We start from the raw sequence: 25,988 nt of genomic DNA, 5'->3' as shown, positions 1-25,988 counted from the left end.
CAATTTCAGCAGCCGCTCTTCGTTTGGCAGGTATAGCGCTTAGTAGCCCAGCTTCTGGCGTACGCGCTCCAAAACCGGAGTGGCGATGGCTTTCGCTTTTTGGGCACCTTCCAGCAGTTTTTTGTCTATTTCGGGCAGGTTGTTCATGTAGTAATTGAACAGCTCACGCTCCTTTGCAAACTTGCGCACGATCAGCTCATACAGCGCCTGCTTGGCATGGCCGTAGCCGTAACCGCCGTTCTGGTAGTTGTGGCGCATCTGCAGAATCTCCTCCGGGGAGGCCAGCAGACTGTAAAGTTTGAAGGTCGTGTCCTCGTCCGGATCTTTCGGGTCTTCGAGTGGCGTGCTGTCTGTTACGATGCTCATGATCGTTTTGCGCAGCGGTTTATCGGCTTCAAAAATATCAATGATGTTGCCGTAAGACTTGCTCATCTTCTCTCCGTTAATGCCCGGCACGGTCATCACAGTTTCATCCGTCTTCGCCTCCGGCAGCACAAAGGTGTCGCCGTAGATGTGGTTGAACGAACTGGCAATGTCGCGGGTGATCTCGAGGTGCTGTACCTGGTCTTTGCCTACGGGTACGATGTTGGCGTCATACATGAGGATATCAGCCGCCATCAGCACAGGGTAGGTGAACAGACCAGCATTCACATCAGCCAGTCCTCTGCGGCTCGATTTGTCCTTGAACGAGTGCGCATTGGCCAGCATCGGGAAAGGAGCGAAGCAGTTGAGGTACCAGGTCAGCTCGGTCACCATCGGCACGTCCGACTGGCGGTACAGGATGTGTTTATCAGTGTCAAAGCCACAGGCTAGCCAGGCGGCGGCTACCGAGTAGGTGTTGTGACGCAGCACCTGTGGGTCGCGGATGGTGGTAAGGGAGTGCAGGTCGGCTATAAAGTAAAGCGCCTGCTCCTGCGAAGCCTTCGAAAGTTCGATGGCGGGGAGGATAGCACCCAGCAGGTTGCCCAAATGCGGACGGCCTGTGCTCTGAATGCCCGTAAGGTATCGTGCCATAGTCGGGAAAATGATTTACAGCTGCAAAAATAACGCAAATTGCTGAGAACATGCCTAGCCCGACTACGACAATTCTATACCTGTAGCTTTAAAGTTTTTTGAGAGAGTGGTTCTTTGAGCTCCCTATCTCGTCCTGTGTTTTGGTAAGCAGCTTCACTTCGGTGTCGCTCACCTGCAGAAAATACATCGGGTCGATGTCGCCGGCGGTAGGGATAAGCTGCAGCACCACGGCGTCGGGGTTTTGCTTGTTGCCTTTGGCCAGGAACCATTTGCCGCTGCTGTTTACCACACTCTTGTCTGCCGGTTTGCCCATGTATACCTGCTTCATCGTGAACGAGCCTTTGGAATCGCCATTCAGGGTAAGCTCTGTCTGGATGCCCTGGCAGTCTTTACAGGCCAGTGTGCCCCGGAAAGTGCCGTTTGGTGGCGCCAGAACAGTTGCTGCTTCCGGTGCAGGCTCTGCGGCTGCTGTAGCTTCGGCTTTCGTAGGTTTAGCCTTGCTTTTTGCCGGAGCCTTTGCTGCTGTTTTCTTTCCACCGGCACGGTTTTCCTCGAGCCACTCCTGGTAACTTCTGCCAGATTGGGCCTTTACTTGCTGCAGGCCTAGGGTGAGGGAGAATAGGACGAAAAGTGCGATTATTGCTTTCATGTCGTTTCGTGTTTGTCGTTCGGGCTGATCCTATCAGAAAATATACCAGTTTTTCAGAAGCATGACTCTGAACTGGCTGTATCTGTTTTAACTGTTGAAAATATAATTTATTGTGCGCTGTAGCGGAGGCGTTGCAGGGACAGTTATCACCTGGCCTTGTATCCGGATGTGAGATACGAAAGCGATGCAGCGGGGTTGGGAGCAAAATAATGGAAGAGTACGAATTGCACCACTTTTGTGGCTATACATACCCATTCCCCTAAAAAAGAAAATGACCAGGCGCTTCACTTAAGAGCAGGCACCCAGCCATTCAAAAAAAAATCAAATCAAATCTTATAGTTCTAAGTCAATTACATCATAGGCTTGCTCGGAGTTAAGTAAAAAAATCAAAATTGTATGGTTTAGGCTGTTGCCAGCTTTTTATTTTTCTGTGATCGGTACAGCCTGTTCAGGTTGCTCACCACAATGGCCAGGAGGATCAGTGCCACACCCAGCCACTGCACCGTCCATACCTCTTCCTGTAGCACCAGGTACGACATGGCCACCGCTACCGGCAACTCTGCCGAACTGAGGATGGCACTTAGCGCCAGGCCGGTTTTTGGTATACCATAGGCAAAAAACAGTGGCGGAATGACGGTGCCAAACACACCCAGCAGCAGGCCCCACTTGAGCAGGCCGTCTCCCAACGCACCGTTAAACAGGAACACCGGCGGGAAAATGCTCAGCACCAGTATGGTCGAGCCCGTGAGCAGGAGTGCACTTTTGGTGGTCGGGTGCAGGTGGTTGCCAGCCGCCCCATTGATCATCAGGAATACCGAATAACAGACGGCCGCCAGCAGTCCGTAGCCGATACCCGCCAGGTCGAAGTCAGGTATAGCGCCTGAGAAAAGCCTGCCTGCCATGGCCGTGCCCAGCAGCACCAGCAGCACCATGATGACCTGCGACGGCTGGGGCATTTTGCGCCTGATCACCGCCTCCAGCAGCAGGCTGATCCAGGTAAACTGCATCAGCAGCAGAATGGCGATAGAGGCAGGCACCGCCTGCACACACTTGTAGTAGAAGATGCTCACCATGCCCGTGCTGGTGCCCATGGCCACCAGTTTCAGTTTATCCATGGTCGTAACGCCGGGGGTACGGCGGCCCATTAAATGACGTACCAATACGATGCCCCAAAGTATAATGAAGCCAAAGAAAACCTGCGTGCCGGTCACGTCACCCAGGCTAAAGCCTTCCTGGTATGCCAGTTTTACGAATGTAGATAGTATGCCGAAGCTACACGCTCCGAGGAATACCAAAAGGATGCCTCTGAACATAGATGTCCCTTTAGAAAATGAAATAAATAAACAAGGTATAGGAATAGGCTACACAGGCCCTTTTTCGGAAATGGCGACTGTTAGAGGTCGTGCAGGACGTACCCCGTAATGAAGATCTGTGTATGTGCTAAGTGTGCAGCCATTTTGTTTTGCAAGACCGCAAAGATAAGGCTGTATTCGATCTAAATCAAATATTTTATAACACAGGCTATTCTTCGCTTTCTTCGGCAGCTGTTTCTATCATGGCTTCGGCGGTGCGGTGGCCCAGGTAACCGTCTATCAGATAGTGCGCCAGGTATAGGAGCGGTGTGAGGGCGATGGCAATGAAAAATTTATAAATGTAATTGATGGCCGCCACCGACATGACAAGCGAAAGCGGCCAGTTGCCGAAAATGTAAAAGGCCACAAAAAGCACCACCACACTGTCGATCAGCTGCGACACCAGCGTAGAGCCCGTTGCCCGCAGCCAGATCTTGCCGCTGCCTGTAAAGGAGCGCAGCCAATGAAACACGGTAGCATCCAAAAACTGCGAGATCAGGAAAGCCACCAGCGAACCAATGATGATTCCCAGCCCCTGCCGGTAAATGGAGTTGAAAGCGTAGTCGATGTTAAAGGGATTGCCGGCTGCATCCTGGTTGTTGAGTTCCAGCCAGAACGCAGCGGGTGGCAGACCTGTCACCACCGTGATCACCAGGAAAGCATACAGGATCAGGATGACAGTGAGGATGCTGATTTTCTGGACGCCCTTCTTGCCAAAGTACTCGTTGATGATGTCGGTGGTCACAAACACGACCGGCCAGATGATGACGCCCGCTGTGAGGTTGAAGTCGAACTTCTCACCCAGGAGCCCGATCTGGGCACCCGGCATACCAAAGAGCGCTTCCGCGGAAAAAATTTTCACACCGATCAATTCCGCCAGCAGTGCGTTGGCCAGAAAGATGCCACTCAGGACAAGGAACAGGTTCGTGCGTTTTTTTTCGAGGGAAGGGGTTGCCGCCATAGGTATAGAAATGGTGCAGCAAGATAGGGATTTTGCAATTAAGAAACCTGCAGACCACAGGCATTGCCGGGCTTATTCCTGCACACAGAAAATGCTGCCTTCCACCGCCAGGTCCGTTTTCGGGAACACTTCCTTTGCTTCCTCCAACAGAGGCGTCAGGTCTTTGTAGCGCACCGAGAAGTGACCGAGCAACAAGTGGCGTACCTGCGCGGCGGCGGCCATCTCAGCGGCTTGCCGGGCGGTGCTGTGGAAGGTATAGTGGGCGCGCTCCCGCATGTCGTCAGCAAAGGTGGCTTCGTGGTAAAGCAGGTCGACGCCCCGCAGGTAGGGGAGCAGGTCGGGCTTATACCTGCTGTCGGCGCAGTAGGCGTAGCTGCGGCTGCGCTTGGGCTCCAGTGTTACCACGGAGTTGCGCACCAGCACATTGCCCTGCTCGTCGCGTATGTCCTCTCCCCACTTCAGGCGCACGAGTTGCGGTGGCGTCAGGAAGCCGGGCAGGTTCTCTTTGATGAGCGGACGCGGCTTGGGTTTTTCGCGGAACAGGAAACCACAGCAGGGGACACGGTGCTCCATCGGGAGGGTGTGTACTGTAATCTTCTTGTCCTCGTAAATTTTGCGGTAAAGGCCGGTATCAAGCTCATGAAAAGTAAGCTTGAAGCACAGGTTGGTGCCGGAGTATTTGAGCTGCAGACTAAGGATTTCGGAGAGGCCGGGAGGGCCGAAGAGGTGCAAAGGCTGCTGGCGGCCCTGCAGGTGCATGGTAGAAAGCAGACCTGCCAGACCGAAGTAGTGATCTCCGTGCAGGTGGCTGATGTAGATGTTAGAAATGCGCTGATGCTTTATTTTGTAAAGCATCAGCTGCATTTGGGTTCCTTCTCCGCAATCAATCAGATGAAGCTGATTGTCGATTGTCAGCAACTGGGCGGTATGGTGCCGGTTTGCCGAGGGTGTGGCCGACGAACTGCCAAGTATCCTGAGTTCGAAATCCACAAAGTAGGTTTTGCTAGTCTTCCTTGTTGGTCAGGTCCTGCTCGATCTCGTGCAGAAACACGCGGTCGATCGCCTCTTCCACTGTAGGAAGAATGTTAAGCACAGACTCCAGTTTAGAGATTGTGATCAGTTTCATCACATGATCCTGCAGGCTGGTCAGAATCAGCAAACCGTTAGAAGAGTTGCAAAGTCTGTTCGCGATCAGGATAGAGCTCAGGCCTGAAGAGTCAGTATATTTTACGTTATTGAGGTCAAGAATCAGGTTGGTGATCCCTTCAGCATTCAATTTCACGAACTCAGATTTCAAATCCGGAGCGATTGAAGTATCCAGTTTTTTCTCGTCTATCGTGATAATCGTGTAGTTTTCTTTCTTATCAATCGTGTACTTCATAGATCTACCAGTAAAGGATTTAAACGCGAATGTACCAAAATCCACGTTAATAATTCTAATTTTTCTCGTTAAAAATGTTTTCTACGATGTGATTCTCAATGCGTGAGAGCACATTGTCGTAACTTTCCTTGTGAAACGGCTGCCCCGTGAAAACCTCGTAAAGCTCGATGTAGCGGTCCGAAATACTGTGCACCACTTCATCGGTCATTTCAGGCACGGTTTGCCCTTCTTTTCCCTGAAAGCCGTTCTCGATCAGCCACTGGCGCACAAACTCCTTTGACAGCTGCTTCTGCGACTCGCCGTTCTGCTGAAGCGTCTCGTATCCTTCCAGATAAAAGTAGCGCGAAGAGTCCGGCGTGTGGATCTCGTCGATCAGGTATACCTCGCCGTTGTAGCTGCCGAACTCATACTTGGTGTCCACCAGTATCAGTCCGCGCTTTGCGGCCAGTTCCGTGCCTCTTGCGAAGAGCGCCCGGGTATAAGCTTCTAATTTAATATATTCCTGCTCAGATACAATGCCTTTTGCAATAATTTCTTCGCGGGAGATGTCCTCGTCGTGCCCTTCGTCAGCTTTGGTGGTCGGGGTGATGATCGGCTCCGGCAATCTGTCGTTTTCGCGCAGGCCTTCTGGAAGCGCCACACCGCACACACTGCGCTTGCCTTCTTTGTACTCGCGCCAGGCATGCCCGGCCAGGTAGCCTCTGATCACCATCTCGACCTTGTAAGGTTCGCAGCGGTAGCCAATGGTCACGTTCGGGTCTGGCGTCGAAATTACCCAGTTCGGCACCAGGTCCGAAGTAGCCTTCAGGTTGATGCTCGCAATTTGGTTGAGTACCTGGCCCTTGTAAGGTATGGCCCTTGGCAGCACCACATCAAAGGCCGAAATACGGTCCGTTGCTAAAACGGCCAGGCGGTTTTCAAAATAATAAACGTCGCGTACTTTGCCTCTGTAAAAACCGGTCTGCCCGGCGAAGGAGAAATTCGTTTCTTTTATGGCCTCCATTAGGTCTGTTAGGTTAGAGAAAGGCAAAGTTAAAATATTTTTGTGGGTGAGCGTGATAAGGTATCGGTATAAATGTAAAATGCCTGCGCAGAAGGGATAAGCATCTGAGTAAAGACACTGCTATATACTCTTAAGTATAGTGATAGTTTTATATTATGAAATCTATTGTTTGTACATTATCCAGAATGTTGAGCAGGTGGTAATATTTTATCAGTCAGCTGCTCCCGGTAGTGAATGATGTTGTGCGCCATTCCTTTAAAAATTATAAAATGAAAAGGCAACATGGCGTACCAGTACAGCCTGCCTGCCAGCCCATCAGGACGGAAAGCGGCCAGTTGTTCAAGGTATTTGCCATCAGCCTCGCGGCATATTTTGAACTGCAACCAGGCCTCACCGGGAAGTTTCATTTCGGCATAAAGTAACAGACGGCCGGCCTTGTGGTCAACGGCCAGCACGCGCCAGAAATCGATCGAATCGCCGGCTTTTAAGTCAATTGGGTGCCTTCGCCCGCGCTGCAGCCCAACGCCACCCACCATTTTGTCGAGCAGGCCGCGGATCTCCCACAGGAAGTCAGTCTTGTACCAGCCCCGCGCGCCACCGATGCGCAGGACGTTCTCCATCACCTCTTCCGGAGCTCGGTCAAAGCGCATGCGCTGCCGGTCGGTAAGCACGCCGTGTTCTGGTATTTGTACAAAATCCATGAAGTCGAGCTGGATGTTGCCACTCACCAGCGCATCCTTCCAGCTCGAGACCACCATGTTCTGCTCCATCTTGGTAAAAGCCAGATTCAGAGCACTCTCGTAACTCAGGCACTTGCGCGGGATCAACTGCTGTATACTGCTGTCTTTCACCACCGCATCGTTGCGCAGGCTCTCCACCAGACTGCGGGCAAGTGCAAAGTTGGTGCTCGTGACAAAGTACAGCCAGTAGGAGGAAAGCTTGGGCGTGAGTACCGGCAAGGTATAGATGCGCCGCTTCAGGTTTCGGACTTTGGCCAGTTGCAGCAGCATTTGCTTGTAGGTGAGCACATCCGGCCCTCCGATCTCGAAGCGCTTGTCGTAACAGTCTGCACGGCCGAGCACAGCGGTCAGGTAAAACATGACGTCGCGGATGGCGATGGGCTGGCAGCGGGAGTTGAGCCAGCGGGGTGTCACCATTACGGGTAGCTTCTCCACCAGGTCGCGGATGATCTCAAAAGAAGCACTGCCCGAACCGATGATGATGGCTGCCCGAAGCACGGTGAGCTTCGCTTTGCCCTGGGCAAGCACGTCCTCCACCTGCCGGCGCGACGAAAGGTGCTTCGACAAATGCACGTCGTTGGCGATTCCGCTCAGGTATACGACCTGCCTGGCACTGGTCGTATCGAGGTAGTTGACGAAGTTCGAGGCCGATGCTTTTTCGGCCTCCTCGAAGTCTGCGGTACCCGAACCCATGGAATGCACCAGGTAGTAGGCCGCCTCAATATCGCGGGGTATATCCTGCAGACTTTCCGGCCTGAGCAGATCGCCTTTTACTACCTGTACTTTGTCCTGCAGACTTTCCAGTAGCTCGAAGCGGCGCGGGTCCCGGACAAGGCAAACCACCTCGTGTTGTGCCTCTACCAGCACAGGCAGGACTCGCTTGCCAATGTAGCCGTTTGCGCCGGTCAGGAGTATTTTCATCGGGTTCTGTCAGGTAGTTTATACCTGCACAACAGGTATAGCTTAAGATTGTTATGGGCAGGCAATTATACTTATTCGAAGACAGTAAATCAACAGGTATAGCGGGCGGTTCTTATAATGTGTGTAAGTTGCTGATAGGCAGGTGTATGAAATTGATTTTTTAGATGAATTTGAAATTATTTGAAATAATTATTTGGATTATTTAAAATGCTGCTCTAGCTTTGCATCATCAAGTCTGATATCCCTTTGTGGGTATCGATTTATAAAGAAGCGCGGAGAGACAGGCTCTGTGAAGCGCTAGCAACCAGCCTCGGGCAAGGTGCTAATTCCTGATTCCGGAAGTCCGGATGTATATAAATTGATAACGTTATGGAAAAGGGAACCAAGCCAACACAACTTCTTTTATTTTTTACACCGGCAGCCCAGCTGCCTGTTATTTCGCATGCCTATACCTGCGCTACTACCTGCTGTAGCCGAATGTGCATGTGTTGCTGCTGTTGCTAGCGCGACCAATCCCCCAACTTTTTGCTGCAATTCCGCCGAGCCACAGGTAGATCCTGTGAACGAACGCCTGTAGCCAATTCTATTCTCTTGTCTTAAAACAAGCTAATCTATTCTATATTTTTCAAAATTTTAATCAGCACGACTATGTCTCATACACATCATTTCGAAACGCTTCAATTACACGCCGGCCAGGAAATCGACCCAACCACCCGTTCCCGCGCCGTGCCCATTTACCAGACTTCCTCCTATGTTTTCAAAGACGCCGAGCACGGTGCTAACCTGTTTGCCCTGAAGGAGTTCGGGAACATCTATACCCGCATCATGAACCCCACCACCGATGTGTTTGAAAAGCGCATCGCCGCTTTGGAAGGTGGTGTGGCGGCAGTGGCCGTGGCTTCCGGACAGGCGGCGCAATTCATCGCCCTCAACAATATCCTGCAGGCCGGCGACAATTTCGTGTCCTCCAGTTTTCTCTACGGCGGCACTTACAACCAATTCAAAGTATCCTTCAAGCGACTGGGTATAGAGGTGCGCTTTGCCGAAAACGACGAGCCGGAAAGCTTTGCCCAACTGATCAACGAAAACACGAAAGCGATCTACGTGGAAACGATCGGTAACCCGCGCTTCAACATTCCTGACTTCGAAGCGATTGCCGCGGTGGCCAAAGCGCACGACATTCCGCTGGTGGTGGACAATACGTTTGGAGCGGGCGGATACCTGTTCAGGCCGCTGGAGCATGGCGCCAGTGTGGTAGTGGAATCGGCAACCAAGTGGATCGGCGGCCACGGCACCAGCATTGGCGGTGTGATCGTGGACGGCGGCAACTTTAACTGGGGCAACGGCAAGTTTCCGCAGTTCTCGGAGCCGTCCGAAGGCTACCACGGACTCAACTTCTGGGAGGTATTCGGATCTGACGGACCTTTCGGCAACATCGCCTTTGCCACCAGAGCCAGGGTAGAGGGCCTGCGTGACTTCGGTCCGGCGCTTAGTCCGTTTAATTCCTTTTTGCTGCTACAGGGCTTGGAGACACTCTCGCTGCGGGTGGACCGCACAGTGCAGAATGCGCAGGCGCTGGCCGAGTGGCTGGAGCAGCACGAGCTGGTGGAAAGCGTGAACTACCCGGGCCTTGCATCCAGCAAATACCACGGCCTGGCCAAGAAATACCTGAAACGCGGGTATGGCGGCGTGCTGTCTTTTAACCTGAAAGGTGACAAAAAGCAAACAGAGGTTTTCGTGAACAGCCTGCAGCTGATCAGCCACCTGGCCAACCTGGGCGATGCCAAAACCCTGATCATACACCCGGCCTCCACCACCCACCAGCAGCTTTCGGAGCAGGAGCAGCAGAGCGCGGGTGTGACGCCTACCTTGCTGCGCCTTTCCGCAGGTATAGAGCACCTTGACGATATCAAAGCTGATCTGGAACAGGCCTTTGCCAAAGTACGGCAGCACCAAGAACAACCTGTATTGAACGAAGCATAATGCCTGAACAATTAGTTTTTCATTACCAGAAACAATTCCAATTGGAGTCGGGAGCCTCGCTTCCCGGCTTCCAGCTGGCCTATACAACCTATGGACAACTCAACCAAGACCAAAGCAATGTGGTGTGGGTATGCCACGCCCTCACGGGCAGCTCGGACTTCACCGACTGGTGGGGCGAATTATTCGGGGAGGGGAAATTATACGCCCCGTCGGACTGGTTTGTGGTTTGTGCGAACACCCTGGGTGGCTGCTATGGATCCACGGGACCACTTACAGTTAATCCGGAAACGCTACAACCCTACTACCACAGCTTCCCGCAACTGACCAACCGCGACATCGTGCGCGCCTTCGATCTGCTGCGGCAGGACTTAGGTATAGCGCAGGTGCATACCTTGCTCGGCGGATCGCTGGGCGGGCAGCAGGCGCTGGAGTGGGCCATCCTGCAGCCGGAGGTGTTTGAAAATCTGATCCAGGTGGCCTCCAATGCGCGGCATTCGGCCTGGGGCATCGCCTTCAACGAAAGCCAGCGCATGGCCATCCGGCAAGACCTGACCTGGCAGGGCAATACTGCTGAGGCAGGTATAGCGGGTCTTAAAACAGCCCGTGCCATCGCCATGCTTTCTTACAGGCACTATACCTGCTACGAGGAGAGTCAGCAGGAGCCGGGCAACAGCATCACCGACGATTTTCGGGCGGCCTCTTACCAGGTATACCAGGGCGAAAAACTGGCCAGTCGCTTCAACGCCTATACCTACTGGCTGCTTTCCAAAGCCATGGACTCGCACAACGTTGGCCGCGACCGGGGAGGTATAGCCAAAGCCCTGGAGCGGCTCAAAGCGAAAAGCCTCTTTGTTGGGGTGGACACCGACCTGCTTTTCCCGGTGGAGGAGCAGGAGCACCTGCACCGGCTGGTGGCAGGCTCCCGCTTCGCGCTGCTGCACTCCGGCTATGGGCACGACGGTTTTTTAGTGGAAACGGCACAGCTCACGCAGGCCATCCGGGAATTTTATGAAACAGAAACAGTTAAGCACATTCACTATGAAAATACAGAAGTTTAAGAAACGCATTGGGCTGATCGGCTTCGGCTGTGTAGGGCAGGGGCTGTACGATGTGGTAGAGGCCAACCGGCACCTGGGCTGGGAGATCGGCAGCATCTGCGTGAAAGATAAAGAGAAGCCGCGCTCGCTGCCAGCATCTGCCTTCACCTACGATGTGCAGGAAGTGCTGCAGGACTCTAGCATTGACATCATTGCAGAACTGATCAGCGAACCAAAGGAGGCACTCGCCATACTCCGGCAAGCCTTGCAGCAGGGTAAAACCGTGGTGTCGGCCAACAAAAAAGTGATCGCCGAAAACCTGCCGGAGCTGATCCAACTGCAGCAGCGGCACGGAGGAGTATTGTTGTACGAAGCCTCTGTGTGCGGCAGCATACCGGTGCTGCGCACACTCGAAGCCTACTATGGCTCGGAGCCACTGGTGGAGGTGCGCGGGATTCTGAACGGATCCTCTAATTATATATTGAGTAAGCTGCACGCAGAGCATGGTAGTTTCCAGTCTGCCCTGGCGCAGGCGCAGGAACTGGGCTTTGCGGAGGCTGACCCGTCGCTGGACGTGGAAGGGACAGATGCCCTACACAAACTTTGCATCCTGGCGGCGCATGCCTATGGTTTGCTGGTGCACCCGGATGACGTGCTGCACTTTGGCATCCAGCATATTACCTCTGAAGCCGTTGAGCTGGCCGATGCACTGGGTTGCCGCATCAAGCTGGTTGGTTCTCTAAAAGCTGCTCGCGATGGGCAAGTGGCACTACAGGTGTTGCCTACACTTATACCTGAAACGGATACTTTGTTTGATGTGGAAGCGGAATTCAATGGGCTGGAGATAGAGGGGCAGTTCGCCGGGAAGCAGTTCCTGAAAGGGCGCGGTGCCGGCAGTCACCCCACCGGCTCTGCTGTGTGGGCCGATATTTCGGCTGTAGTGCGGGGTTACCGCTATACTTACCCCAAGCTTTGCACCAGCCAGGCGAGGGCCACATCGGGAGATGAGCAGACCACTATTTTGCTGCAGGGAGAGCCCGATCGTATAGCGGAAATTCTGCAACTGTTGCAGCCTGCCATCCGGCACCAGGCTTCGGATCATAGCCAGGTTATCCTGTCGCTGACGCCGCATGAACTTAAGGTGCACCAAACCTACCTAAAGAAGCAGGGCATTTTTGTGGCGGCTATACCTGCAAAAGTTGCGCTTGATATAGTACCAGAAGTCCTCAACAGCAAGGAAGCTATACCTGTAGGAAGCTTATAAGTTTAGTTTATGTTCAATTAAGTGGAGACATCCGGAAGAACGATTTTGTAATTGGTGAATGTATAAAAATAATTCAATTTAATTTTTTATATAATTGTAATTTTAAATTGTATATTATTTGTATAGGTATGTTATAATAAATAGGATTAAAGTCTTGAGCAAAGCATTTTAAAATATTTAATTAAATAACCCTGTCATTTTCATCTGTTTGTGGTTTTACTATCGTACAAAGAATATTTATGGACGATTCATAATACCCGACAGCAATGAAAATCTATATACCCTGGCTAAGCTCTCTACTTCTGATAATTATATTTTCATCATGTAGAAATGACAACGTTTCGCCTATCCGGAACGTGCGTTTTGACCCCGGTCTGTTAAATCCGCTGCAGGCGGCTGGTGGGATACCCTGCACCGCTCATACCTATTATTATAATGGTGCGGAAAAATCGCTGGGCACGGTTTACAGCGGCATGATACTTTTGTCTTTCACCGACGGATTGAATCAGGAGCAGGCCACGGCCGCAGCGGCCCGTCATGGGTTTATAGCGGAACTCGGACAGCCGATCCAGACAAACTCTGCCCGGCTGTATCCGGCCAAACTGGCCGCGGGGCTCAACTGCCGGCAGGTAGAAGTGGCGCTTTCTGAAATTTCAAAAGACCCGGCTGTGGACTACGCCGCTCCTTATTTTGAATCAGCAGGCGGACAGTTGTTGGGTATATCGAACGAATTTATAGTGGAGGTGGAAGAGGGCCGACAGGAAGCTGCGAAGGTGCTAAAGCGACTGACGGAGGCAACCGGAACCGAGCTAGTGAGCACCTTGAGCGAAGGCACCTTTGTGTTTCGCGCCGACAAAAATTCACAGGGCAATGCCCTCGAAATGGCTAACTTTTTCAACAAGCATCCGCTGATAAAACACGCTGAGCCAGATTTTGTGGTTTCGCTGGCCATGTAAGATACCTGATTGTGATGGTTTTGGGTTAAGAGTGAGAAAGCCCCGCCTCCTTAAATTGGAAGCGGGGCTTTCATTTTGTAAATGGGGTAAGTACAAGAGCTACCCAAGGTATACGGCAGCGGCTTTTTCTCTCAGATTATAGGAGGAAGACATCACTTCACCATAAGCGCCTGCTGTGCGGATCGCGATCAGGTCACCGCGGTTTGTCTCAGGCAGCACCACCGCTTTGCCGAAACAGTCGGAGGACTCGCAGATGGGACCCACCACATCGTAGCGCTCTTCAGGGCCCTTGCTGGTCAGGTTTTCTATTTTGTGATACGACTGGTACAGTGCCGGCCGAATCAGCTCGGTCATGCCGGCATCCAGGATGGCAAAGTTCGTCGACACGCCTTTTTTGATGTAGAGGACCTTCGAGATAAGCGTTCCGCTCTGGGCAACCAGGGCGCGTCCCAATTCAAAATGCACCTGCTGGTTCGGGCGAAGTTCCAGAAACTGGTTGAACAAAGAGAAGTACGCCTCAAAATCAGGTATAGGCTGCTCGTCCGGGCTGTAGTAATCCACCCCAAGTCCGCCGCCCACGTTGATGTGCTCCAGCTGCACCTGCTGCGATTCAAACCATTCCTGAAATTCGTTTACGCGCGTGCACAGGTTGCGGAATGCCGACAGGTCCGTAATTTGCGAACCAATGTGAAAATGCAGGCCAATCAGCGACAGGTTGGGCAGCGTTTTGAGCAGCGCCAGCACGTCAGGCAATTCCCAGGCGTTGATGCCGAACTTGTTTTCCTCGAGCCCTGTCGTGATGTACTTGTGCGTGTTGGCGTTCACGTTCGGGTTGATGCGCAGCGCGATGCGGGCCGTCTTGCCCTTGGCTTCCGCCAGTTCGTTCAGCACGATCAGCTCGTGGCTCGACTCGCAGTTGAAGCAGAAAATATCCTGATCCAGCGCATAGTTGATCTCAGCATCCGACTTGCCTACGCCCGCAAACACCACGTGGTGCGCCGGGAATCCGTTTTCGATGGCGCACTTCACCTCGTTTCCACTCACGCAGTCAGCCCCGAAGCCCGCAGCGCGCATTTCGTCCAGGATCGGGCCGTTTGTGTTGGCCTTTAGGGCATAGTGAACCTGAAAGTTATACCTGGCAGCCTCCTGGCTGACCCGCTGCAGGGTTTGGCGCAACAGGTTGAGGTCGTACACATAAAAGGGAGTGGCGTGCTGCTGCAACTCCTGCACAGAGAGATTAAGCATTTTTCTGGTTCCTTTCAAAGATGCCCTCGTTCAACAGGATCAGGGATCTTTCTTTATCGGTTGTGTTGATCAATAAGCTGATGTTGTTCTTGCTTCCGCCATACGAGATCATGCGAAGCGGAATGTCTTTAAGCGCCTCAAATATTTTCAGTCCCGAGCCGCTGCGTTCGGCGATAAAATCCCCCACGATGCAAATGATGCTCTGGTTCTGGTCGACTTCCACCTGCCCGTACTCCTGCAATTCGCGGGTAATTTCGGTCAAAAACTTCGGGTTATCAATAGTCAGCGACACAGCCACCTCAGAAGTCGTGATCATGTCGATCGGGGTCTTATACCTTTCGAACACCTCGAACACACTGCGCAGAAAACCATAGGCCAGCAACATGCGTCCCGACTTGATCTTGATGGCCGTGATGCCGTCTTTCGCCGCTACCGCCTTGATGCCGCCTTTTCCCGTCTGGGCTGAGATGGTAGTGCCGTGCGCCTGTGGCTGCATGGTGTTGAGCAGGCGCACCGGAATATTCTTCTGCTTGGCCGGCTGTACACTCGAGGGGTGCAGGATCTTGGCCCCAAAGTAGGCAAGCTCCGCCGCCTCGTCAAACGACAGCTCCGCGATCGGGAAGGTGTCTTTGACAACACGCGGGTCGTTGTTGTGCATGCCGTCAATATCGGTCCAGATCTGAATCTCACTGGCGTCTGCGGCAGCACCGATCAGCGAAGCCGAGTAATCCGAACCACCCCGCTTCAGGTTGTCTACTTCGCCAAAGGCATTGCGGCAAATGTAGCCCTGCGTGATGAACAAGTTGGTTTCAGGGTATTTCTCCAGTTCGAGTTTCAGGTTCTTGCTGATATAGGCGGTATCCGGCTCCTCGTTCTCGTCGATCTTCATGAAGTTGAGAGCTGGCAAGAGAACCGATGCTATACCCTGCTCTTCGAGGAAGAACTGAAACAAAGCCGTTGACAGCAGTTCGCCCTGCGCCAGCACGGCACGCTCTTCATATATCGTGAAGAGGTCGAGTGTGAACGAGCGGATGTGATCAAAATGAAGGGAGATCAGTTCGAGCGCCTGTTTTTTCTTTTCGTCAGTCTGGTAGAGCGCTTCTACTACCTGTTTATATTTATCGTGTAGCGCGTCGATGAGCGCATTGGCTTCCTGGTTGGCATTCTGGTAGAGCGTTTCGGCAATCTGTACCAGCTGGTTGGTGGTACCCGACATGGCCGAGAGCACCACAATTTTTGGCGACCCGTCGTTGATGAGGTCCGCCACCATTTTCATTCTTTCAGCCGACCCTACAGAGGTGCCGCCGAACTTTAAAACTTTCATGTAATCAGTTTGAAATAAAGGGTATAACCAGAAGATGGTCAGGTATAACCTTTTGCAAGGTATAAGATGAGCAAAATCCGGCTGCAAATTTAACAAATTCAGTGCAGAAGTGTCATAAGCAGTAAAAAGAAAAGGCAGCCAATTTGCGGCTGCCTTTTCCGTGGATGTTATACCTGTCGTTTAGTTTTTCATGATTCGGGTGGTGGACTCCATGCCCGCGCCCACAACTTTCAGGATGTACATACCTGACTGTAGCTGCTCCAGGTTAAGCTCCAGTCTGTTCAGGCCGGCATCCAATGGCAGTTCCTTGTTCAACACACGGCGTCCGTTCATGTCGTAAATGGTCATTACAGTTACCTGCGACTCTGGTGCCATAAGCGTCACTTTGATCACATCCTGGAATGGGTTCGGATAGGCCTGCGTAGCCAGTTCACGCGCCAAACCCATGGCATTGACTGCAATCACGTTGCTGTAAGCAAACTGTCCGTCGATGTCTACCTGCTTGAGTCGGTAGTAGACAGTGCCCTGCACCGGTGTGCGGTCTGTAAACTGGTACTTGGTTTCCAGGCTGGCCGTGCCTTTGCCTTTCACGGTGCCTACTTTCTCAAAGCTCCTTGCATCGAGGCTGCGCTCTATCTCAAAGCGGTCGTTGTCCAGTTCCGAAGCGGTGAGCCACTCCAGGTGCGCCTGGTTGTTACGGACAGTAGCCGTGAAGTATACCAGCTCGACAGGGAGCGGTATGATGATAGGAGAGTCCTCATCGATGACGATGGTCAACACGACATCAGTTACGTCTCCCAAGGAGTCCACTAGTCTAATGCTTAGTTGATAAATGCCTGTTACAAGCAAATCCGGGTTTCCTACGGTAATGTTGCCGTTAGTTGGTGAAAGTATAAAACCCGGAGGCAGCGAGCCGCTCAGTAGTGTAGCTGCCGTTATGCCGCCATCTGTGTCTACCGTGTAAGCCAGTGTGTCACCACTCATGTATTCATCCCTGTATTTAGGGGGCAACACCACATAGGAAGCTTCACAGTTAACCGTGATTCTGACAATGTCTTCTACTGCCGGAGTTGGGGTGCCGCCGCAAGTGGTCACGACTGACCAACGGAATTCATAGATACCTGAAACAAGGCCGCTGACCGTGGAGTTGGGGTTGTTTACGTTGGCGAAAGTCGGATCTGTACTTCCCGCTGGTTTAGTCACAATAGACCAGGTACCAACACCCGGCGCGGCTGACTGAGCTGCGAGCACAGCTTCGGTTCCACAGACAGTTGCATCCTCTCCGGCATTGGCTATACCTGGGTTGTTTGTCACTTCCACTGTAGCAGTCTGCAGTACTCTGCGAGCAGGACAGGAAGGACTCGACACTTCCACATAGAAGGAATAGGTGCCCGGTGTATTCAACGCTGCTGAAGGTACGGCAATTATGTTGCCCGTGCCCTGTAGGTCATTTGCTATTTGTGTTGCAGAACCGCCGGGGGCAACCTGAAATACATCATACAGGTAACTGGTATTGGCTTGGGTAGATACATTTATGACTGCCGGACCTCCGATACATACCCTGTCATTGGTGGCAAATACCGGCCTGTCGATGGCTGGCCCGGAGATGTTAGCCGTGTAACGCCCTGCATCTGTCAGCACACATTGATTGGCATTATTAGTAATGACAACGCTGTATGAAGCGTTGAAGTTAACCGGACCTGTTGATAGGTTGATCGCTGATCCAGTTCCGGCAATCGGGGTTCCCACCAGCTCACCAGTTGCCTCGTTCAGCAACTGATAGGTATAGCCTGATGCAGAGGTGCTGAGCTGCAATGTGACAGCAGAGCCTGCGCAAACATTGCTTGTCAGCGGCGTAACGGTGTAATTGGTTGGCGCTTGTGGCAGCACGGATCTGGTGATTGTTTCGGTCAGGATGGCTTCACAGCTTGCAGGCAGGCTCTCTCCTGTAGCGCCGGTGACCCTGCGTGCTCTCACCGATAGCACCACATCCCTGTTAGCGTTTGTAGTGTTGCTGATAGGTCCTGAAGTGATTGTAATCGCATCACCCGTACCCATTACAGAAGCGCCGGATACTTCTCCATCAGCCAGTAAGGTATAGATTACTCCTAACTGAGACGCGGCCAGGTTTACGACCACAGGTGTACTCCCTCCACAGATGGTGGCCGGTGTGCTGGAAGAGACCGTGAAGGTAGTGGTCAGTGGCTCGCATTCCACTATCACGCTTTCGGCTAATTCACTCTCGCACTGTCCGGTTGCTGTCACAGTAGCGCTTATCTCAGCACCCGGGAATATCTCTGAGCGTGAAAAGCCAGTGATGCTCCAGCTGCCATTTTCAGGTATAGAGATGGGTGTGAAGGGCGTGCCGTCGATATAGAGTGTTAGTTGTGTGCCGCCAGGGCCTGTTCCTGAGATCGTGGTAGCGGCTTCCAGGATGGGGCTGTTGATGGTGAGGCCTTCTGCCGATGTCTGAGCAGTAGCGGTTACCGGTTCAGAGTCCGGGCTTTGTGTGCCACCCGGCGCTGTGGCCCGTGCCGTGAAGGCCGTGCCCTGCGGAATGGAGAGTCCGGTCACTGTCCAGAAACCGTTCTGATTAACGGTGGTGGGCGAGCCAACTGCAGTGCCACCCGCATATACCTGAATTGAGGTGCCGGCTGGTTCTGTTGATGTACCGGTTACAGTCGTTGTCACACCACAGTAATCTCCGGTGATAACGGGTGCTGTAGTCGGGCAGCTGGTTACGGTTACGTTTGATGACTGTCCATAATAAGTAGTTGCCGTTCTGGCTCTGGCGAATAAAGTGTTTCCGGCAGTGAAACCTAAATTACCTGTAAAACTCCAGTTGCCAGCAGCATCTGCTTGTGCCGTATAGGCATTATCTGTTGTTGTTACCAGGTATATCGGGCGGTCGTTGAGGAATACCGTCACGAAAGCATCTGGCGCGGCTGTTCCGGAAACTGTAGACGAACTGACGCAAACTGGTGAGGTGATAGTAGTTGCAGGGCTGGTTGCTGTAGTAGGTAGGTTAACAAATGGGGCTGATGGATTTGACTGGCAGCCTGTGCCTAGCTGCTGTGTTGCTGTGAACACGCCATTGCCAATACAATTATTATTTCCGCTACCACCGCCAGGTGCACATACTGTAAAAGTCCACGCGCCTGTAGTACTGGCTGTTACAAAAGTAGCGCCAGTGGAGTTCGATAATAGTATGCCATTTCGATAGATTCTGATGATAGCGTTCGGCGCTGAAGTACCATTGAGTATCCTTCTAGGACCGTCTGCTCCAACAATTGCTGGCGGCGGAGTAGCACACACAGTACCTGTAACAATCACAGCATTGGATGCCTCTGAAACCGGACGGTTTGGAGCAGTGGCTGTAGCCGTGATCCGGTTACCTTCTGCTAGTGTTACACCGCTTGGTAATGTAAATGTCCAAGTACCTGTAGCTGTTACGGTTGCAGTACCAAGAGCAGTGCCATTTCGCAAGATTTGAATGATCGTTCCAACTGGCTCCCGGGAGGTGCCTGAGATAGATGTAGCAGCTGTAGTAATAGGGGAGCTAATCACTGGCGCAAAAGTCCTGATCTGAGAAATTTCGTTTGCTACCAGGTTATTGAGCGTAACTGGAGGCGTTACACCAATGATATCACGCCAGGCTGCAAGCGCATCCTGATTGTAAGTTCTGAAATCAACCCCCGCTACGTCAGTCACTAAACTTAGATCTGACAGCGCACTGCGTCCAAGGTTGAGGGTGCTGGCCACCATACGCAAAGGCGTGGTGGATGTGATCTGGTTGTTAAAAGCGGTAAGTGGAACATAAAAATCATAGAAGTAATCCGGGTCGCCGCCGCCGGTTGAGGCTGCCTGTGCCCGCTGAGAGAACTGCGTAACGGCGCCACTAAAGAGTGTTTGTGATGATGTGCCAGTGTGACCGATGAGCCTCACCTCAGAGTTTGAGAAGAGGACCACCTCAAACTCAAAACCCGGATTTGCGCCAGTGCCTGCAAAAGTATTGTCTGAGTCGATGAGGACACTGTAGCCCCGCGCAGCAGATGAGATACCACCCACCCGCAGTCTGAACATGAGGTTTCTGCCATCAAAATATACCTGTAGCGGAGAGGGAGGCGCAAAATCCGTGTGGCTTCCGGCTGTTCCGTTTTTAACATCCCCCAAAGGCTCTGATGCCAGCGTGGGTAATGCTCGATAGGGGATTTCACTGATGCCTTCTCCAATGTCATTGGCGCCTGAGAATCCGGTGGCTGTTGTCGATATATAACCGTCGCCATTTGGGTCTAATATAACCTCTCCACCGTTTCTGGCTGGCTGTACAATCATGCCAGATGTTTGCGCAAAAGCGCCTGCGATCGTGACTACGAGTAAAATAGCAACCCAGAGGCTGCTTCGTAGAAACGAGACTTGTATAAATTTTTTCATAGTCTGGGTAAAAGTTTGTTATAGCAAGTATTTGGTTAAAGGGTAATTAATACAATAAAAAGTAGTGTGAATCAGGCAGGTCGTGCTCTGTTCTCACTTTTAGATTGTATTGAGTTATACGTGCCTGTGCTATAAAACTTTAGTGTGCAATTGGACAGGAATTGGAAAGATAGGCGGCGGTAAATTGTATTAATAAGTTCTTATATTCCTATACATTAATTAAGCTGGAGGTGAAAATTGGCCAGTTTCCTATGTTATGTTCGATTTCACAGAGTGGGAAAAGAGGAAAGTCAACCACAATCAAACAGTGACTAAATAAAGCTTCTAAATCTGTGCAATATTGGAAAAGGAGCTTAGGGGAATGTATAATGGAAATGTACAATAATTGTACTATATAGAAGATGTCTATGAATTGGATTAAGACGGGTGTATTAATTGTAATTTTTAATTATATTTCTAAACTAAACGAAGGATGATACTAGCGGCATTTCCACCAAAACCTGCTGCGTTTATCATAAGGCGTTGCATGCCTGTGAGGGACGAAGTTGGGAGCAATAAAGGATAGTTAGGCGGGGTAATTTGTTGTTGATCAAGTAAATACAAGGCATACTGTAAATTAAGGGCACCGGAGGCGCCTAGCGTATGACCAAGCAGGTGTTTATTCGTGGTGATAGCGGGTAGCTTACTTCTGAAGGTTGCTTTAATTGCACTTAATTCAGCCATGTCGCCCGCTCTGGTGCCAGGTGAATGGGTGATGATGGCATCAATCGTTTGCTGATGGCGGGGGAGCTGTGCCAGGGCATGCTGCATGGATTGTTGAAAATTGAGTCCTTCAGCGGATATACCTGTTTTGCTTTTGATTGGCTCAAAACCGAAACCAACTGCTTCGATCACCACATCGCCCTGGATAAGCTGAGAGGCAGCTGCTTTCTCGAGTGCCAGTACGGCTGCGCCTTCGCCTAACGCAAAGGTATTCTCACCAGAAGTTCCATAAGGTTGGCAGGGAAAAGGTTGGTCGTGCATTGAAGAGTAGATTCCGATCGCTTTCATCTGGGCAATCGTGAAATCGGTGAGTGGCGCTTCGGTGCCGCCAGCCAGAAAGCGGTTGGCCATACCTGCCCGCAACCAGGCAACGCCGTTTGCTACGGCCATGAGCGCCGTGCTGCAGGTAATAGAGTGGCTGATTTGCGCACCGCCTGCATTCACGGCATGGCCTACCCAGCTTGATAAATTTCCCAAGGTAGTCGTGGGGGAGGAAGAAGCAGAGAGCCGCTGTTGCTGGAAGGCCTCAAAGTGCTGCTCAAACAGCCCGGTGGCCCCTCTGGAGGAACCGATATTCACAGCCAGATCTGGCTGTAGTACTGAGGGCGCGTTAAACCAGCCAGCCTGTTCAGCTGCCTGGCGGGCAGCGTAGATGGCCATCAGCACGGAACGGTCGAGCTGGCGATAGCTGGGGTTCTCTGCCTGGAGTTTTTGCAATGCCGCTTCGCCTGCTGCGGATAGAGCGGCTACAGGAGTAGCTTGTCCCTGGTGTTGCCAAATAGAAAATGATGGTCTGCCTGACAAATACGCCTGCGCTGCGGACTGCTCATCCGTACCCAGAGGTGAGATAACACCACAGCCCCTGATCACGATATGTTCTTTTGCGCTTTCCAATGCGGGGCAAAGGTAAAAACAAAGATCGGGGCAACAAACGTGTGTCACCCCGATCTTTGTTTTGTGTACCAGGAAAACTAGTGCGATTTGATCAGTTTCATGGTGGAATTAACGCCGCCGCCAGTCACACGAAGGAAGTACACGCCTGTCGCCAGTTGTTGAGTTGAAAGCTCAAGCGTGCTATACCTGCCTTCAGAATTTATCTTTTGCTCGATCACCACGCGGCCCTGTGCATCAACCACAGTCACCTGTATCGGACCAGCCGTTTCAGTTGCTATACCTACCAGCACGCTGTGAGAGAATGGGTTCGGGTAGGCTTTAACCGAAGTGCTTGCTTCCTTCAGGTGTGCTGCCAAGGTTTTGCTGTATTCAAACGTGCCATCATAATCCACCTGGCGCAGGCGGTAGTAGTTCACTCCTGTACCCGGGTTCTTGTCAGTGAAGCTATAAGAGTTTGTAAGAGTACTGGTGCCTTTGCCTTTCACCTGGCCAATGAGGGTAAACTTGCGTCCGTCCTGGCTGCGCTCCACCTCAAAAAGGTCGTTGTCGCGTTCGGAGGCAGTTGTCCATTGCAATAATACCTGGTTTTGCTGGGCCACCGCTTTAAATGAAACCAATTCGACCGGAAGCGCCGTGATGCTCTGGAGTTCGATCTTTTGCTCGAGCTCAACCGGACAGCCGGAACTGATGTGGCGGGCTACAGCGGTATAGGTTTTCTTCTCAGAGCTTACCACATCCGAAACAAGCACTATATCAGCCCCATTGCCGGCTACCGGCGTTCTGAAATCCGTGCCATTCAGACGGAGCTGGTAGAGCACATTCACCTCCGAATTCTTAATGATCAGGTTCATGGTGCCATCAGCATTAAAGGCGCCTTCTATGAACTCAAGCGTCCTAGAGGGCAGGGCATATACCGTGATGGTCACTTCATTGCTCATCTGGGTGCCGCAGTAGGTCGGTGCTATACCCGAAGTGGCCTGTACATAAAAGTTGAAGCTGCCCGTTGTATTCAGAACCGGGGTTTCGAGCGTGATTTGACCACCCGTGCCAGCTACTGGCGCACCGACAGCGCTGTTGTCCGCCTTAAGCCTGATCTGGTAGTTCACGTTCAACTGAGAGCTTGTAACGGTTAGCATGGCTTTAGCTCCGATACAAATTTGTGTATTCTGAACCGTTACCATAAAAGCGGTCGGATTCGGGTTAACCGTAATATCAGCTGTATTATTCAGCGTAGCCGCGCCGCAACCCGGGCTTTCGCCGCGTACGGCGGCCACTTTGATTCTCTGGCTGGTGCTAAGTGGGTAAGAAGTAAGCACAATGTCACTGCCGTTGCCTAACACAGATGAGCTCAGGTCGGCTGTGTTGGCCTCGTTACGGAGTACGTAACTGATGCCCGGCTCAGAGTTGCTGATCCTGATCGTGGCGCTGCTGTTCTGGCAGATCGCGGAGGCAATGGCTGTTACTGCTTTGTTTCTGTCAGGTATGGTATTAGAGCACAACACTGTCGTACCTGCTGAATGCCTGCTTTCGTTTATGCCGATCGTACCGGAGGTAGCCGTGAGCACCCCACCGGCATACAATAGTTTTTCAATGTTACTGCTGCTCAGGCCGATCACGGTCCAGTTACCCGTTGCAGAAGAGGTAACCGTGCCTAAAAGATAGCCATCAATGTACAGGTTGATCGTGGTATTGACAGGACCGGTGCCTGAAACCGCAGTGGCCCCCTCCACATAAGAACCCGTGATGGCAGGTATAGCAGGTGTTGCTGAAGCAGCGGCCAGAACGGTTACGGTATTTGATAAAGCACTGGCGCCTTTGCCTGGTGCGGTGGCAGTTGCTGTAATGGTGTTGCCGCTTGTGAGCGCTGAAGCGGCAAGGCCGCCTAGGGTCCAGTTGCCATAGGCATCCACCACCGGACAGTTTGTAGAGCAGATGGCCTGAGCGTTACGGTAAACGGTGATCACGGTGCCAGCCGGCTCTGTGGACGTACCCGACACCGAGGTGGCACCTGCCCGGATAGGGCCGTTCAAGACCGGGGCTACAGAGGCTTCTGCCATCACAGTGGCAAAGGTCTCGTTCGACACGCAGATGTTCGGCGACAACGCACGAGCCGAAACCACCTGGCCTGCCTTCAGCACCATACCCGACATCGTCCATGCGCCTGTGCTTGTCGCCGTGGTGTTGCCAAACAACTTTCCGTTGATCAACACAATAACGGAAGCGTTGGCAACAGCGGTGCCCGAGATGGCCGTGGTGCTTTGCAGGATAGGGTTTGTAGTGATGGTAGGGGTAGCGGTGGTGGCCAGGTTGCCCTTGCCCACGCATACCTCGTTTGATCTGGCAGAGGAGCATTTGCCGTTTCCTTCTTCCAGTATCGCGTAATAGCTGCCGTTACCCAAAGTAACAGTTCCAGCCACGCATCCCTGTCCCGGGCTACAGTCGGTTGCATTCACACCGTCGCGGCATGTCCAGCCCCAGGTGCCATTAGCCCTTACCGGGATGTCAGGTATACCTAAGACCGGTCTGTCGGGCTCTCCGAATTTATAGATCCTGATGATGCTGCCTGCGGCTACCCCAGCCGGCACCGTTCCGGTGAATCCTTTGTCTGATGCGCACAGGATGGTAGGGGTCGCACTCGCCGGACAGATAAAAGCTGGTGATATCACCACAACCTCGTTCGAGAGATTGGAGACAGACTTACCTGTAGCAGTGGTTGTGGCAGTGAGTTTGTCGCTTGCGGCAAGTGCAGTGTTAGCAGGCAAGGTATAGGTCCAGGTGCCACCTGCGCCCACTGTCGTAGTGCCTAGTGGTGCGCCATTCAGGTATACGGTTACCACAGTGCCAGCGGCTTCAATGGATGTGCCGTTCACCTGCAAAGGATTTGCGGTTGTGGAAGTGCCTGCCGTGTAAGTTCCCGTCATTACCGGGGCAGCGCTGCGTAGCGACGGAAAATCAGAAGTAGGCGTTACGTTCAGGGAAGTCGGGATGATACTTTTGATAATGTTGGTGAACGCGGCCGCATAATTGCCGCCGTATACCTTGTCATCTATGCCGCCCACATCAGAGATAGGCCCGGCCAGTGCACTGTGCTGTGCGCTCATCACCGTGTTGGCCACCATGCGCACCGGAGTGCTGGCTGTGAAGGACGGAATGTGTTTAGTTATCTCGGAGAACGGCATGTAGAAATCGTAAAAATAGTCCGGGCTGCCACCGTTTGTGGTGTAGGCAATCGCTTTCTGGGCATACTGCTCGTAAGGCAGGTTAACCAACTGGCTTCCGACAGCTGGAGACGACACGCCATTGACATTGTAGAGCCGCACGCCAAAGCCGGTCGCCAGCAAGATCTCTACTTCAAAGCCCGGGTTGGCAGGTGTATAGTCCGGGTCAGCATCCGGACCCGTGTTGCCGAATTTGTTATCTGTGTCGATCAGGATGCTGTAACCTTTCGAGTTAGGTGCTATACCTCCCAGACGGAAACGGAACATGAGGTTGCCTCCAGACAAGTAGGTATACACCGGGTCTACGTTACCGAACAGGTATGAGAAATCAGAAAAACCATCAGAAGGTCCGCGCAGCAGGTCGCCCATTACCTCACCTGCCGGAAGTGGCAAGGCTCTGTACGGAATCTCGCTTTCCTGCACATCATTGAATCGGAAGCCCGGAGGAGTGGCAGGACTGGAAACATAGCCATCGCCGTTCGGGTCGAGCACGGCCCTGCCCGCTCCTATGGCAGGCTTCACGATCATACCCTTGGTTTGCGCGCGCAAGGCAGGGGTTACAAATAATACAAGCACCAGGCTCAACAAGACAGCCTTGAAGAAGGGTAAAATTTGATTCATATGGGTTAAGTAAATAATGGTGTGAAACTTAACCCTCCGATAGATAATATAGAGATGGTGAATCCTACTTTAGCTAAGCCTAGCTGGTTAATTGTAGATTTGGAAGAAAATTAAATGCCATTTTGTACAGTGCTTTTCACGCAGCAATAAATAGCGTGAAATGAAATGCAAGCCATTGATAATCAAAGGTAAATATTTTTTAGCGGGCCTGGCTTTATGCTGCTTTGGA

At 52.2% G+C, this 25,988-nt stretch carries 17 protein-coding genes and 1 riboswitch; of the genes, 4 read left to right on the top strand and 13 right to left on the bottom strand.

The annotated features are described in order from the left end of the window. Positions 1 to 39: 39 nt before the first annotated feature. The 8 genes from trpS to IEV97_RS09115 form a co-directional block, all read right to left on the bottom strand. The gene (gene trpS, locus IEV97_RS09150; protein ID WP_188501213.1) at positions 40 to 1,014 is read right to left on the bottom strand and encodes a tryptophan--tRNA ligase; all 975 of its coding nucleotides are present in this window, start codon (positions 1,012 to 1,014) and stop codon (positions 40 to 42) included. Positions 1,015 to 1,102: 88 nt separating this feature from the next. Next, positions 1,103 to 1,663: a copper resistance protein NlpE N-terminal domain-containing protein gene (locus IEV97_RS09145; protein WP_188501212.1), complete on the bottom strand. Its 561-nt coding sequence runs from the start codon at positions 1,661 to 1,663 to the stop codon at positions 1,103 to 1,105. Between the two features lie 401 nt (positions 1,664 to 2,064). Continuing rightward, positions 2,065 to 2,976 (bottom strand): EamA family transporter, encoded by a 912-nt coding sequence (locus tag IEV97_RS09140; RefSeq protein ID WP_188501211.1) that lies wholly within the window; start codon positions 2,974 to 2,976, stop codon positions 2,065 to 2,067. A 208-nt stretch (positions 2,977 to 3,184) separates the two neighbouring features. After that, on the bottom strand, positions 3,185 to 3,976 hold the full coding sequence (locus IEV97_RS09135) for a queuosine precursor transporter (RefSeq protein WP_188501210.1): 792 nt from the start codon (positions 3,974 to 3,976) through the stop codon (positions 3,185 to 3,187). A gap of 72 nt (positions 3,977 to 4,048) precedes the next feature. Further along, on the bottom strand, positions 4,049 to 4,966 hold the full coding sequence (locus tag IEV97_RS09130) for a ribonuclease Z (RefSeq protein WP_188501209.1): 918 nt from the start codon (positions 4,964 to 4,966) through the stop codon (positions 4,049 to 4,051). A gap of 13 nt (positions 4,967 to 4,979) precedes the next feature. Further along, a complete protein-coding gene (locus IEV97_RS09125; RefSeq protein WP_007657896.1) occupies positions 4,980 to 5,357 on the bottom strand; it encodes an STAS domain-containing protein in 378 nt (125 codons plus the stop codon). Between the two features lie 55 nt (positions 5,358 to 5,412). After that, the gene (locus IEV97_RS09120; RefSeq protein ID WP_188501208.1) at positions 5,413 to 6,360 is read right to left on the bottom strand and encodes a phosphoribosylaminoimidazolesuccinocarboxamide synthase; all 948 of its coding nucleotides are present in this window, start codon (positions 6,358 to 6,360) and stop codon (positions 5,413 to 5,415) included. A 176-nt stretch (positions 6,361 to 6,536) separates the two neighbouring features. Next, on the bottom strand, positions 6,537 to 8,021 hold the full coding sequence (locus IEV97_RS09115) for an SDR family oxidoreductase (protein WP_188501207.1): 1,485 nt from the start codon (positions 8,019 to 8,021) through the stop codon (positions 6,537 to 6,539). Between the two features lie 257 nt (positions 8,022 to 8,278). After that, a riboswitch (SAM riboswitch) is annotated at positions 8,279 to 8,381 on the top strand. A 288-nt stretch (positions 8,382 to 8,669) separates the two neighbouring features. Here IEV97_RS09115 and IEV97_RS09110 point away from each other — a divergent pair. From IEV97_RS09110 to IEV97_RS09095, 4 genes are all read left to right on the top strand, one after another. Further along, entirely contained in the window at positions 8,670 to 10,004 is a 1,335-nt protein-coding gene (locus tag IEV97_RS09110) for an O-acetylhomoserine aminocarboxypropyltransferase/cysteine synthase family protein (protein WP_188501206.1), read from the top strand. Then, positions 10,004 to 11,062 (top strand): homoserine O-acetyltransferase family protein, encoded by a 1,059-nt coding sequence (locus IEV97_RS09105; RefSeq protein WP_188501205.1) that lies wholly within the window; start codon positions 10,004 to 10,006, stop codon positions 11,060 to 11,062. Before IEV97_RS09110 ends, IEV97_RS09105 begins: the two co-directional genes overlap by 1 nt. Further along, positions 11,043 to 12,305 carry a homoserine dehydrogenase gene (locus IEV97_RS09100; protein ID WP_188501204.1) on the top strand — a complete coding sequence of 421 codons (1,263 nt, stop codon included), beginning with the start codon at positions 11,043 to 11,045 and terminating at the stop codon, positions 12,303 to 12,305. The genes IEV97_RS09105 and IEV97_RS09100 overlap by 20 nt, the downstream gene beginning before the upstream one ends. A 356-nt stretch (positions 12,306 to 12,661) precedes the next feature. Continuing rightward, positions 12,662 to 13,261 (top strand): hypothetical protein, encoded by a 600-nt coding sequence (locus IEV97_RS09095; protein ID WP_188501203.1) that lies wholly within the window; start codon positions 12,662 to 12,664, stop codon positions 13,259 to 13,261. Positions 13,262 to 13,360: 99 nt separating this feature from the next. Here the strand turns inward: IEV97_RS09095 and lysA are convergent, their stop codons facing one another. The 5 genes from lysA to IEV97_RS09070 form a co-directional block, all read right to left on the bottom strand. Next, entirely contained in the window at positions 13,361 to 14,506 is a 1,146-nt protein-coding gene (gene lysA, locus IEV97_RS09090) for a diaminopimelate decarboxylase (protein ID WP_188501202.1), read from the bottom strand. Further along, positions 14,499 to 15,830, bottom strand: a complete 1,332-nt coding sequence (locus IEV97_RS09085) for an aspartate kinase (protein WP_188501201.1) — start codon at positions 15,828 to 15,830, stop codon at positions 14,499 to 14,501. The genes lysA and IEV97_RS09085 overlap by 8 nt, the downstream gene beginning before the upstream one ends. Positions 15,831 to 16,010: 180 nt before the next feature. Continuing rightward, complete coding sequence (locus IEV97_RS20025) at positions 16,011 to 20,264, bottom strand: T9SS type A sorting domain-containing protein (protein ID WP_229733876.1); 4,254 nt, start codon at positions 20,262 to 20,264, stop codon at positions 16,011 to 16,013. A gap of 456 nt (positions 20,265 to 20,720) precedes the next feature. Beyond that, positions 20,721 to 21,896, bottom strand: coding sequence for a beta-ketoacyl synthase N-terminal-like domain-containing protein (locus IEV97_RS09075; protein ID WP_229733893.1), 1,176 nt, complete (start codon positions 21,894 to 21,896; stop codon positions 20,721 to 20,723). A gap of 101 nt (positions 21,897 to 21,997) precedes the next feature. Beyond that, the gene (locus tag IEV97_RS09070) at positions 21,998 to 25,759 is read right to left on the bottom strand and encodes a T9SS type A sorting domain-containing protein (RefSeq protein WP_188501199.1); all 3,762 of its coding nucleotides are present in this window, start codon (positions 25,757 to 25,759) and stop codon (positions 21,998 to 22,000) included. Positions 25,760 to 25,988: the final 229 nt, after the last annotated feature.

The organism is Pontibacter amylolyticus (genome assembly GCF_014638845.1).
GTDB lineage: Bacteria > Bacteroidota > Bacteroidia > Cytophagales > Hymenobacteraceae > Pontibacter > Pontibacter amylolyticus.
The sequence above is the reverse complement of the archived record's forward strand: the minus strand, read 5'-3'. Positions and strand labels throughout refer to the sequence as shown.